Here is a 12,128-nt window from a genome sequence, read left to right as displayed (position 1 = left end):
ACAACCTAAGCCTTGCCAAGCAGGGCTTAGCCATATTTTTTTGGAGTAATCATTTTGAAAACATTAATTCACCCACAGGTCGATAATGGCATCCCAGCAACAGCAGAAGGTTTTACCGGAGGAACATTGCAATGTCAGTGTTCACATAATCCTGTAGAAGTTACCGTTACGGCGCAAACTGCACATAACCATGTATGTGGTTGCAGTAAATGCTGGAAGCCAGAAGGTGCTCTGTTTGCTCAGATCGCCGTGGTTGCAAAAGAGAACGTCACAGTAACGGCCAATGCTGATAAATTACAGATCATCGATGAGTCGGCGGCAATTCAGCGCCATGCTTGTAAAGAGTGTGGCACTCATATGTACGGTCGCATCGAAAACACCGGACACCCATTCTATGGCTTAGATTTTGTGCATACAGAGCTATCTAAGCAACAAGGTTGGTCTGCACCTGAGTTCGCTGCATTTGTCTCTTCAATCATCGAGTCAGGTACAGCACCTGAAACCATGGCTGATGTGCGCAATACATTAACTGATCTGGGATTGGCGCCATATGACTGCCTATCTCCAGTATTGATGGATGCCATCGCCGCTCATATTGCGAGTAACGGCTAACACAGATTGCTAGTTCGATATCCGTGAGAGTGGACATCATAAAAAGCGCTTCGGCGCTTTTTTATTTTTGATCACACAAACTTTATTACTCATAGGTAAAAGTGATTTGTTATTTAGCTAGATTATCATCTGAATGATTAAGAATATAATGGCCGCAACAAAATCAATATCCCAATCTAGGCAGCGGACTTAGTCTGCGACCACTTTACATAAAGGCTTATATTATGAGTTGGATCTTTCTTTTACTGGGTGTCATGGCCGAAGCTTTGTCTCATGTGGCGCTCAAGGCGACCGATGGCTTTAGCAGACCCTTGCCTGCTGCACTGGTGATCCTTGGGCATTTGACGGCATTTATGTTTCTCGGCCAAGCCATGAAGGGGATGCCTGTTGGGGTAGTGCATGCGTTATGGGCTGGTTTGGCCATTGTTACCGTGACTCTATTATCTGCACTTTTCTATCGTCAACATTTAGATCTTACGGCTTGGATCGGTATGGGGCTGGTTGCCGCAGGCGTGATGATGATTAATTTCTCACAAGGGCACAGCCACTGAGCAAAAAGTCACTAATTATTAGTCGTTAGCAAGATAGCTGGCGGTTTATCACATGAGATACTTATCTGAGGAAAGGGCTGCGCTCATATTACATTTGTTGCCTCTGCTTGATCGATGATCTTAGACCTTGTGTCAGTTTTATCTGACTGGTTTCCATTATTTTGAGTTGTTTACATAAGCAGCTGAGTTCATTTTCTTTATGGGCGATAAGTGTTGCGATCGAATAGGCGAGAGTATCATTACTTAGTGATAAGGCATTTATTGCCAAGCTCTCCTGCTTCGTGATGCATGCCTCTATCAATTTCATCTTATATTTAAGCTTAACTATGCAGGCTGATACAAGGTCTAGTTCGTGCTTTATCAGCCTGATCTGCTCATTGTTTATATCTCGGTATTGCTGATTTTGATTTAATCGCTGCTGTGATCTAAGCACTTCATTGATGGCAAGAAGGGGGCTTCTCAACACGGTAAGTAAGTTAACCCATGACATATAGCCTCCCACTTCCTCTGTATCATCTAGAGTCATCTAGTCTGAAAATTCATTGAGGATCTTATTCGTTTTGGCCTCATTAATCTTGCTGATTAACCTCTGACTCTCATGCTCGTCACGTAGGGTCTTAGATAGGGTAATCGTCGCGCTCACTAAAAACAGTGAACAGATGGCAAAATAGCCCTGAATGACTAATCCACCAGGCATAAAGATGATGCCTATCCCCATTGCTATGAGTGCAATTGAGAAGGAGACTTTAATAAAGAATATCCAGCTGGCCGAATTACTCTGTATATGTGAGTTGTCCATTTTGAACTCCTTTAACCTGCTTGCTGCTAGTGTTACAGCCATCATTGAGGTTCGAGTGTCTGTTATGAATGACTTGGGTGCAACAAGGGTAGGAGGTGTAGCATCTGGCGATACTCATAGGTGTTTATATTGCGACTCTATTTAGAATTTTTTATCTGAGTCACCTCTACGAAGTTTCTCAAATACTTTAGGCTCCCAAGGCCTCATGGCAATGACTAAGCTAGTGCCAAATCTTTGGCTTAATGTGGCGGATTGATCTTGGGTGTTTTGTTCACTAAAGTCATTGGCCAGACGTTTTATCTTATTAATGAGTTCTGCGTTAGAGTCCCGTGTCAGCATGCCGGAAACAAACAGCTGACATTCTCCGGGCTGGTTAAAGCGCGCGTCGAAAAATTCGGGTTGAATCGCCGAGCGGTAGAAAGATTCAATCGGCCCCCTATTTATCCACTGAAAGTTATTCGATATCATCATCTTGACCCTATTTCCTGGGAGTAGCTCGATGATCTTCATTCGGTCTAGTTTAGCCAGAAGTTGAATCCCCTGGGTTTCTGAGATGGCGTAGTTATCAGTAATATCACTGAAACGTAGGCCGTTAATAAGAAAATGTGCCATCAGTAGCAGACGAATATCACTCACTAACTCCTTCTCCTGTTTTAGCGTCAATTGAGAAGTTAAATTAATACACTCCTCCATCAATCTCACTAGATCGATGAACTCTAAATGTAATAACTCACAGATACTCTCTAAGCGTTCTAAGCTGAAAGATTCTTCGGCAAATAAGCGTTTTACACTCGCCTCCGACAGAGACAGTGCCTCGGCAACATGCTTATAGGTCTTCTGCTGCTTCTTCAATTCTCGCTTTAAGGTTTCAATTAAGAGTCTGGTTTGTCTCATAGTATTACCTTTCGATACTCTTGGTGTCTCCACTGAATACTTTATAGCAACAGCTTGTGGTTTTCGCTACTAACACACAAGATTAGTAGGCGGTATAGCCCTTGTCTGCACTGACTTTTGGCTAATGAATGTATTGGAGAGGTAGTGATGAAGACTCAATTGACTCACTCGGTAATAGATTGTTTTAATCTGTATTGGCGCCATGCTGTGCTTATCTGCACCATAGTGATTTCTTTTGTTTGGATATTCAGTCTGGACGCTATCTCGCAAGATGTGGGCTATCATCAATTTGCCGATAATCGGGGTTTACTCTTTATTCCCCACTTTCTGGATCTCGTATCAAACTTGCCGTTTTTAATCATTGGCGTGTTAGGAGTTCGCTTCTGCTTAGCGAGCGAGCGTCGCAGAAAACATGCTGAGTGGAGTGTCTTTTTTATTGGAGTCATCTTGGTTAGCCTAGGCTCAGCCTACTATCATTTTGCTCCCAGCAATGAGTCGCTGTTATGGGACAGGTTGCCGATGACGTTGGGCTTTATGGGCTTGTTCTCCGCTTTGATGAAGGAGAGCTTAGGCCTGAGAGTTGGCCGTTTCATCTTGGTGCCAGCGATTATTCTTGGGATTACCAGCGTTTTTTACTGGCGTGCAGTCGATGATCTTCGTCTTTATTACTGGGTACAGCTTTTACCTATTGTCACGATACCTTTGGTACTCCTGTTATATAAATCTGGCTCATCCCACAGGGGCTACCTATTAATTGGCTTGGCTTGCTACCTTATGGCAAAAATCACAGAGTATTTGGACGAGACTATCTATCTTGTGACCTTTGAGAGCGTTAGCGGCCATACATTGAAGCACCTTTTTACGGCTGGCGCTTGTTACTCTATTTTGTTGATGCTGAGAAGGCGGCTACAATGATTAAATACATTTAAAAAGGAATATTTAAACTAGGGTATTCTGACGGGGCGAGTGTCGGTGCTTGTATTTTCCATTGCTCAAATAGTCCATCGAACTTGCCTTGGCGTAACATTTTGTCTAAATGATGGTTGAATGATTTGATGGTGTCGTAGTCGTTGTATTGCATTTTAAAGCCAAGGTAATAATGAATTATATCCTTGCTGCTTAAGTAGCGTAAGTCAGAGAGATTCAGTTGGTTAGCGTAATAAGCACCAACGTCTCTATTGACGAAATACGCATCAAAACGTTCGATAGCTAACATTTTTAAGGGTTGTTGGTTTGCAGAGGTTAACTTAACTATTTTCATGGGTTGCAGCCCTGACTGTTGTTGTTGTTGTTGTTGTTGTTGTTGTTGTTGTTGTTGTTGTTGTTGTTGTTTTTTATCTATATTGAGTAATGATTGGTAGGTATTTGAAGGGGCGAACACACCTATAACTTTATTTGATAGCTGGTTTATTTTACTGATATTTTTGTATTTTAGTGAGTAGAAACCATACTCGGTTTCAAGAAGAGGCACTGAAAACCAGATCGTTTTTGCACGCTCTGAATTCCAACCTAAAAAATGCCCTTTAGCTAATCCACTGTGGAAAAATTGTTTGGCCCGCCTGTTAGGGAGTAGCTCAATCTCACAATCTGGTTCCCAACTACTGCAGGCTTGCTTAACTATCTCTACTAAGATCCCCGTTACTCTTTTATTTGCATCTAAATAGCTGAAAGGCGCAAATTCATGACAGACAATTTTCAACGGTTGGGCATTGGCTTCGAAAAGCAAAGAGGCGAGAGTGATGAGTAATAAGTAGCAGCGAAGCATAGAGAGGCACTTGTTGGGGCTTAGCTATGAGTTTAGTCACTAAACGTGAAACATGTTTTCATAAACATGAACTCTTACGAGTAAATATTTCAGTAATTGGCTGAGACTAGATTAGGGGGTAGAAGCTAGAAACGGTTTCTAACTTGGAAGCGCCACTCCCAGTTATTAACCTCAACTCCGGTCGTGAAGGGGACGCTGAAATCGATATGGGCAACATTGCCATAACTTGAGCGGGATGAGTAGATGCGCGCGCCTATGCCGACGCTGCCTATGGGTCCGTTGATCTCATTGTTTTCATCGGGTCCACCAAATGCTTGCCCTATATCGACAAATCCAGCCCAACCCAGTTCGGCAAGTTGATACAGGTTTATATTGGGGTAATTACGGATCTCGGAAGTAAACAGCCATTGATTGTCACCGTGTTGATAATCATTGGGGTAACCACGTATACCTGTGTCATCACCAAGTGCAAAGGGTTGATCTAAGTAATTATTGCTAGAAGTGCTTAGCCTAGTTTTTGTATAGATGGTCCATTTAGGATCTATTTGATAAAAATATTCAGCGGTTAGATTTACCTGAAAAAAATCATCTTGGCTGGTAGCAAACACTCCCTTGCCATCAAAGCCGAGAAGTAATAGCTCCTGTCCTGCTTGGTAGCCGCGTGTTGTTTTCCAATTTAGGTGGTAGCCCACAGGGGAGCTGTCTGAGGTATCTTGGGTTTCTAAGCCAAACTTTAAGTAATGATGCCAGCCCAAGTTAAAGTCTTCGTTATAGTTTATTAGGTGGACATTATTAAGGACTCGGTAGTCATCTTGAAGATACTCGTAGGCAACCCATGGATAGAGGAAGTCTCTATCTTGGGGTAACTCTGAATCAGGATATGCATCTATGTTGCCAAAAATACTCTTGTCTTGAGTGACACCTGTGATAATTCGAGTTCTTGCATCATGAGTTTTATCAATTCTCCAGCCGTAGATTAAACTATTAAAGTTCTGTAGGTGCTCGAACTCATTAATGTCCATGCCATTTTGACGTATTGTATCGACTCGCTGGTCATCGCTGTACATGGCCGAGTACATATCTTTGGTGTCTAAAGTATAAAAGGGCTTATTGAAATAAAGCTGGGTTGCTTGGCCATCGCTATTATCATGATAATTAAAGGCCACTTTAGAGTGTTTGATAAAGCTATCGAGGGGGGCTTCTAACGATAGTTTATAACCGGTTCTATCGGCATCTGATTTGTAATTTATCCGTGTGCGTATCCCATAGCCGAGTAAGTTATCCTCTTTTAGCCCTATTGCAAACTTACTCTCTCCACCACTGTGACTTAAGCTCATGGTCGGTAGCAAGGACCAGTTATCCCATGTCTCAACCAGCAGTGTGTCTCCCGCTGCTGTAATATCAGAATCTGGCGCTTTTTCGACTAACGTGACTTTTGCATCACGTATATAGGGTTCGTACCTCAGTAGACGTTGCGCTTCTTCGAGATCTTTTTGAGTGACTCTATCGCCAGCTTCGAAGTTTAATTTGTTGAGAATAACTGGTTCTCGAGTATTGATATGCAGGTAGTTCGCCCAGTGATGAATAAAGAAGGTATCGGGATCTGATTCATCGAAGATTGGATGGCTAGAGACGACAATCTTGCGGATCAGTTTACGCTCTTTAGACTGCTTTTTATTGCCTTGAAGAGAGGCCCACTCTTGGGCTGCCATTACTGAGATCGTGGGTAAAACTGAGTCGTCTCCTCTGCTTGGCATACTCACCAATAAACAAAGAATAGACAGAGATAAAATCCACTTTAATCCCATCATATAAAGGCCTTATATACTTTTACGGTATGTTTGGCAGCGCAATGAAATAATTTTAATTACAACTTAATAACACACTCGGAGTGGGAGTTAGTCAAGGTAAAGTCAAAAATAAATAGGTGATTTCTCGTCGGTGGAGTGCGTAGATTTTAGGGGGAGTCAGACTGGGTCTAGGGTGTAGAGGATAATGTAACTGGGTAAAAAACTGCCTAGCGCAAATATTGAATATAAGCGTTAGGCTGGCTTGCTAAAATTAGCGCGTTCTTCTGGGTGACACGGCAACAATATTGTCAAATATTAAGTCTGTGATTAGAGACATCACCAATCAAAGGCATCATCAATTAGAGTGTTCTTCTTGGTGGTACGGCGACGTTGGCGAAGATTAGGCCAGCAATTAATGACATAAATATAAGGAATACCTGACTACCTATGTGTGACTGATTGAGCATGGTCTCACCTAAGATAAGGGTATTGAGTCCTATGTAGGTTTTACTTCCCGGCACTAAAATAACGATACCTTGCAGCAGCGCGATAGAGGCGGGTGCCTTCATCCAACGAGCAAATAGGTTTGAGTAGACGCCAACGGCAAATGCACCGAAGAAGATACCGATAGAATCTCCGAGGTAGATGCTGCCTAACATGGATGAGAAGAATGCGACTATCCCAGCGAGTATGCCCCAGGGAGCATCCTTCATTCGGGCCTTGAAGATGATCACCAGCGCCATAGATAAAATAGGTACCGCTGACCAGATAGCCCATTGTGGAACTGGCTCTGGGTCAAAACTGATGGCATCACCAAACAGGGCTGTACCTACAACCATGCCCAAAATTACACCAAAGTAGAGTTTAAACAGCAGCATAAAAGCATCCATGATGCGTGCTGTACCTGATATGAGATCTCTGGCGGCAAGCTCGGCCATGCCTAATGTGAGTGCTAGCCCTGGAATGAAGATAATAATGCCCGAGAGGATCACCACAGGTAAATTGATGTTGGGATCTAAATGTGAAATTCCGCTTGCTATAAACGCACAGAGTATAGCGGCTAAGGGCTCTAGCATCTCAGCCATACGCTTAGACCGCTCGGCTCGATATACCAAGCCGTAAACCATAAGGCCTAGCAGTGCAGACCAAAAAACATCGTTCCAACTTGTGCCCATCAACATGGCAAAAGCGCCAGCTGAGCTACCAAAAGCGAGTAGGGTGAGCCTATTACTGTATGGGTTAGGTTTATTGGCGATCTCATCTAAGCGATCTAATGCTTCTGTGAGCGTACGCTTACCAGAAACAAGCTCTTCAACTAGCTCATCGGTGCGGGCTAGTGAGCCAAGATCTAACTCGCCAGGGTTAACTCGGGCGACATGGTTATATTCTTGATCGGTATCGTGCTGCAGCACAAAGGTCATAGCTGTCGGTGAGATAAGGAAATATCCCTCTAATCCCAGCAGTTGAGTGACCGCCTGAAGGTGGGCTTCTAGTCGGTAAGCAGGGGTACCAAATTTATGTAACGACTTTCCTAACTTTATGATAAACCGTCGTTTTGTTATAAATTCTTCGTTGTTCACTCGTTAGGCCTGTTTTGGATTAATTTACCGTTCCCATCAAACGAGCGCATATTAACCTAGTTTGTGGGAAAAAGGTTAATCAGTAGGAAAATATTTACATCATTGCTGTATCTTGTAATGCTGGTTTACATAAACAATCTACGCAAGGAAAAGGAACTCATATGTCAGTTGTTATCTCAGGTCTTTATATCAGTATCACTGCAATATTAGTGGTCGCATTGGCTATGCGAGTCGTCAAGTTGCGCCGAAAACACAAGATAGGTATTGGCGATGCAGACAATAGAGAGCTACAGCTCGCAACGCGGGTTCATGCCAACCTAGTAGAGAATGCACCTATTGCGATGGTGTTATTGATAGTGGCCGAGCTAAATGGTCTCTCTGCAGTCTTTCTTCATGTGCTTGGTGTTACTTGGGTTATCGGGCGATTCTTGCATGCAGTGGGATTAACTAAAGGCAGAGGAGGCTATCATCTCGGGCGTTTCTGGGGAGGATTACTCAGTTGGTTAACTATTCTGATCTTGGCAATTTTTAATATCAGTCGGTTTATTTTGGGCTCGATGGGCTACCTAGCTTAACTAGAGTCAAATGTTGAACCTGGCTATATCCTTACCACTTTTAGGGTTACACAATTATTTCCATCCTAAGTTAGCTTTTCTTTACTTTTGTTTGTTTTTTGTTCGCCTAGTTGCAGTGTCCCCTGCTATACTCCGCGTCCCCTTAGTGGGCGCGAATATTCTATTTTCACCGTTAGACAGCTAGGCTCTATTACTCATGCAAGTTGAATCCACTCTCTTTACTTATCCTAAATATCGCCCTGAGCAAACGAAGGCTGCGCCTTTCTTGCCTATGTCTCTAAAAGAGATGAAAAAATTAGGCTGGGATAGTTGCGACATTATCATAGTCACAGGCGATGCTTATGTGGATCATCCAAGCTTCGGTATGGCGGTGATTGGCCGTATGCTAGAGGCTCAAGGATTCAGAGTCGGGATAATCTCTCAGCCAGACTGGTCAAATAAAGAAGACTTTATGAAGCTAGGCAAGCCAAATCTCTATTTTGGGGTGACAGCTGGCAACATGGATTCGATGATCAACCGCTATACTGCCGAGCGCCGTATGCGTCATGACGATGCCTATACTGCAGGTGATATAGGTGGCAAGCGTCCCGATCGTGCCGTCACCGTTTACACTCAGCGCTGTAAAGAAGCTTTTAAGCAAGTGCCTGTGGTCATTGGTGGCATCGAAGCGAGTCTTCGTCGTATCGCGCACTATGATTACTGGTCAGATAAAGTGCGACGCTCAGTTATCTTAGATGCTAAAGCCGATATCTTAGTTTACGGTAATGCGGAGCGCCCATTGGTGGAGATATCTCATCGCATGGCCAGTGGTGAACTGCTCAGTGAGATGCACAATATTCGCGGCACCACAGTGATCCGTAAAGAACCTTTACCTGAATGGAAGGGGATGGATTCGCGTAAGATTGATCAGCTACACAAGATAGATCCTATTCCAAATCCCTATGGGGCTGACGATGTCGGATGTAAGAATCTGTCCGGCCCCTCGGATGTTAAAATTTTCGATAATGATGCACCTAAAGCCATCAGTGTACAGCCTGCTCGCCCTAAACCTTGGGAGAAGACCTATGTCTTACTGCCTAGTTATGAAAAAGTATCGGCTGATAAATACCTCTATGCCCATGCGTCTAGAATTTTGCACCAAGAGCAGAATCCTGGTTGTGCCAGAGCTTTATTTCAGCGTCATGCCGAGCGCGCGATCTGGGTTAACCCTCCTGCATGGCCGTTAAGTACCGAAGAGATGGATGGTGTTTTTGGACTCACTTATCAGCGAGTGCCGCACCCTTCTTATGGTAAGGAAAAGATCCCAGCCTATGACATGATCAAGACCTCGATCAACATCATGCGTGGCTGTTTCGGTGGCTGTTCATTCTGCTCTATCACCGAGCACGAAGGACGTATCATTCAGAGTCGCTCACAAGAGTCGATTGTGAATGAAATTAAAGATATTCAGGACAAGGTACCAGGCTTTACCGGCGTGATCTCAGACTTAGGTGGTCCAACGGCTAACATGTATCACCTAGGCTGTATGAGTGAGAAAGCCGAAAAAACCTGTCGTCGTATCTCTTGTATTTTCCCCGATATCTGTGGCCATATGGATACAGATCATCAGCCGACAATCGATCTGTATCGCGCTGCGCGAGATGTGCCAGGCATTAAGAAAGTCTTAATTGCATCGGGTGTTCGCTATGATTTGGCATCTGAAGATCCACGCTATGTAAAAGAGCTGGCGACTCATCATGTTGGTGGCTACCTCAAGATTGCGCCTGAGCATACAGAGGAAGGCCCGCTGAACAAGATGATGAAGCCGGGCATGGGGAGCTATGACAAGTTTAAAGAGCTATTCGATAAGTATTCGAAAGAGGCGGGTAAGAAGCAGTATCTGATCCCTTACTTTATCTCGGCGCATCCAGGTACAACCAATGAAGACATGGTTAACTTGGCACTGTGGCTTAAGGGGGAAAAGTTCAAGCTCGATCAGGTGCAGAACTTCTATCCATCGCCGATGGCCAATGCGACCACCATTTATCACACTGAGCTCAACTCACTTAAGAATGTGAAACGCACGACAGAGCAAGTGACTGTTCCTAAAGGCGGACGTCAGCGTAAATTACATAAAGCACTGTTACGCTATCATGATGAAGCTGGCTGGCCGATGATCCGTGAAGCGCTTATCGAGATGGGTAAAGAAAAACTCATTGGTAATGGGGCAAATTGTCTCGTTCCAGCCGAGTCCCGTCATGAGCGTGAAGCCTTGCGTAACAAGAGTAAGGCCGGTGCGAATAAGGGCAAGCAGAAGGCATCTACAGAGGGTAAGAAAGCCTTTACCCGCTTCTCGGAAGATCAGTTTGCCGATAGAAAGCCTAAAGGAAAAGCTAAATCTGGCAGCTCATCGAGTCAACAGGGCGGTAAAGCCTCCGCGGGCCAGGGAGCGAGCGCCAATAGCAAGAAGCAACGTCCAGCGAAAAAGAATGTCTGGGGCACCACGCCTAAACATCAAAGGTAAGTATTGCTTGACGCTGTTCTAGCTAATGAATATAAACAAGGGAATATCTATTGAGTATTCCCTTTTTTTATATCTACTCGTCTTCTGTGACTAAATTAACATTGAGTTAGCTGTTTTGGGCTAACCAAGCTTGGCTATTATTGATTTTAGCGCCGCCAAAGGTGAGTGATAGCATGTTCGCCGCGATAATTTCAGCACCAGAGAAGTTATGTTCTCCATATTCTAAAGCAGGCGCTGCGACGCCATCTTGGATGACTTCACACTGATAGCCCTTATTGACTGCGCTGCGACAGATGGTTTGCACACAAGCCTGAGCCATAGCGCCGACGATAACCAGTTTATCTATGCCTAATTGAACCAAAGTCTGTTCCAGCGCCGTGTCGATAAAACTATCTATCTGATGCTTGACGATGACAGGCTCCCCCTCAATCGGTGCGACACTGCTCTCTATCTCTATGCCTGTCGTATGTGGGGCAAAGAAGGGGGCGCTTTCATCTTCAAATATATGTTGAATGTGGATCACTGGCAGCTGTTTAGCCCTAAAGTGAGACAATAGCTCTTTTGCCTTCTTAGTGCTTTCGAGTGGGGTTTCTAATTCGAAGCGCCCACCCGGAAAGTAGTCATTTTGCAAGTCGACTAAGACCAATGCTGTGCGTTGCTCTTTGGCCAAAGGCGCTTCGAGTTGAGTGAGTACGCTAAAGTCGTCGTCTTCCAGATACCATTGGCCATCGTCTGCTAATACCCAAAGTTCTTTACTGATAAAACCACTGACAATGTTCATCGAAAAATTCGCCGAAAGAATGGCTGCTTTTGGATTCAAGACTTTAATTTCGACATTGCGATAGACCAGCTCGCCTGGCTTATGCTGAGCAAAGCCATGCCAAAACTCCCCTATAGCACCTATGCCTTGGAAGCGACCAAAAGGAGAGACCTGCATTGAGGCATTTATTGTATATCTGTCGATGCAAGCCTGAGTGTTGCCCTGATTAAAGTTAGCTATCCACTGTTGGCTGGCGTGCATGACTGACTGGCGTATTGATTGGCTCATGATGTTTCTCC

At 44.2% G+C, this 12,128-nt stretch carries 12 protein-coding genes; 5 read left to right on the top strand and 7 right to left on the bottom strand.

Annotated features, from left to right (window positions below):
* The first annotated feature begins 54 nt into the window (after positions 1-54).
* Together gfa and FM038_RS23230 are read left to right on the top strand one after the other, a co-directional pair.
* Positions 55-612, top strand: coding sequence for an S-(hydroxymethyl)glutathione synthase (gene gfa / locus FM038_RS23235; RefSeq protein ID WP_142873626.1), 558 nt, complete (start codon positions 55-57; stop codon positions 610-612).
* A 224-nt stretch (positions 613-836) separates the two neighbouring features.
* Positions 837-1,163 (top strand): DMT family transporter, encoded by a 327-nt coding sequence (locus FM038_RS23230; RefSeq protein ID WP_142873627.1) that lies wholly within the window; start codon positions 837-839, stop codon positions 1,161-1,163.
* Between the two features lie 88 nt (positions 1,164-1,251).
* On the opposite strand, the gene FM038_RS23225 is transcribed toward FM038_RS23230, so the two are convergent.
* From FM038_RS23225 to FM038_RS23215, 3 genes are all read right to left on the bottom strand, one after another.
* Positions 1,252-1,653: a hypothetical protein gene (locus FM038_RS23225; protein ID WP_142873628.1), complete on the bottom strand. Its 402-nt coding sequence runs from the start codon at positions 1,651-1,653 to the stop codon at positions 1,252-1,254.
* A gap of 36 nt (positions 1,654-1,689) precedes the next feature.
* The gene (locus FM038_RS23220; protein WP_142873629.1) at positions 1,690-1,962 is read right to left on the bottom strand and encodes a YiaA/YiaB family inner membrane protein; all 273 of its coding nucleotides are present in this window, start codon (positions 1,960-1,962) and stop codon (positions 1,690-1,692) included.
* Between the two features lie 141 nt (positions 1,963-2,103).
* Positions 2,104-2,856: a helix-turn-helix domain-containing protein gene (locus FM038_RS23215; protein ID WP_142873630.1), complete on the bottom strand. Its 753-nt coding sequence runs from the start codon at positions 2,854-2,856 to the stop codon at positions 2,104-2,106.
* Between the two features lie 147 nt (positions 2,857-3,003).
* Here FM038_RS23215 and FM038_RS23210 point away from each other — a divergent pair, with 147 nt between their 5' ends.
* Positions 3,004-3,771, top strand: coding sequence for a ceramidase domain-containing protein (locus FM038_RS23210; protein ID WP_142873975.1), 768 nt, complete (start codon positions 3,004-3,006; stop codon positions 3,769-3,771).
* 10 nt (positions 3,772-3,781) lie between these two features.
* On the opposite strand, the gene FM038_RS23205 is transcribed toward FM038_RS23210, so the two are convergent.
* The 3 genes from FM038_RS23205 to FM038_RS23195 all read right to left on the bottom strand — a co-directional run bounded on the left by FM038_RS23205 (position 3,782) and on the right by FM038_RS23195 (position 7,991).
* The gene (locus FM038_RS23205; RefSeq protein WP_142873631.1) at positions 3,782-4,621 is read right to left on the bottom strand and encodes a substrate-binding periplasmic protein; all 840 of its coding nucleotides are present in this window, start codon (positions 4,619-4,621) and stop codon (positions 3,782-3,784) included.
* Between the two features lie 125 nt (positions 4,622-4,746).
* Positions 4,747-6,333, bottom strand: a complete 1,587-nt coding sequence (locus FM038_RS23200) for a BamA/TamA family outer membrane protein (RefSeq protein WP_142873976.1) — start codon at positions 6,331-6,333, stop codon at positions 4,747-4,749.
* A gap of 437 nt (positions 6,334-6,770) precedes the next feature.
* Positions 6,771-7,991, bottom strand: coding sequence for a threonine/serine exporter family protein (locus tag FM038_RS23195; protein ID WP_142873632.1), 1,221 nt, complete (start codon positions 7,989-7,991; stop codon positions 6,771-6,773).
* 161 nt (positions 7,992-8,152) lie between these two features.
* Here FM038_RS23195 and FM038_RS23190 point away from each other — a divergent pair, with 161 nt between their 5' ends.
* Entirely contained in the window at positions 8,153-8,566 is a 414-nt protein-coding gene (locus FM038_RS23190) for an MAPEG family protein (protein ID WP_142873633.1), read from the top strand.
* A 196-nt stretch (positions 8,567-8,762) separates the two neighbouring features.
* Positions 8,763-11,069 (top strand): YgiQ family radical SAM protein, encoded by a 2,307-nt coding sequence (locus tag FM038_RS23185; RefSeq protein ID WP_142873634.1) that lies wholly within the window; start codon positions 8,763-8,765, stop codon positions 11,067-11,069.
* A 106-nt stretch (positions 11,070-11,175) separates the two neighbouring features.
* Here FM038_RS23185 and FM038_RS23180 read toward each other — a convergent pair whose 3' ends face one another.
* The gene (locus tag FM038_RS23180) at positions 11,176-12,117 is read right to left on the bottom strand and encodes a cysteine hydrolase family protein (RefSeq protein ID WP_195873155.1); all 942 of its coding nucleotides are present in this window, start codon (positions 12,115-12,117) and stop codon (positions 11,176-11,178) included.
* Positions 12,118-12,128: the final 11 nt, after the last annotated feature.

It is taken from the genome of Shewanella eurypsychrophilus (assembly GCF_007004545.3).
Taxonomy (GTDB): Bacteria; Pseudomonadota; Gammaproteobacteria; order Enterobacterales; family Shewanellaceae; genus Shewanella; species Shewanella eurypsychrophilus.
Note: the sequence above shows the minus strand (reverse complement) of the source record. Positions and strands in the feature narration are given on the sequence as shown.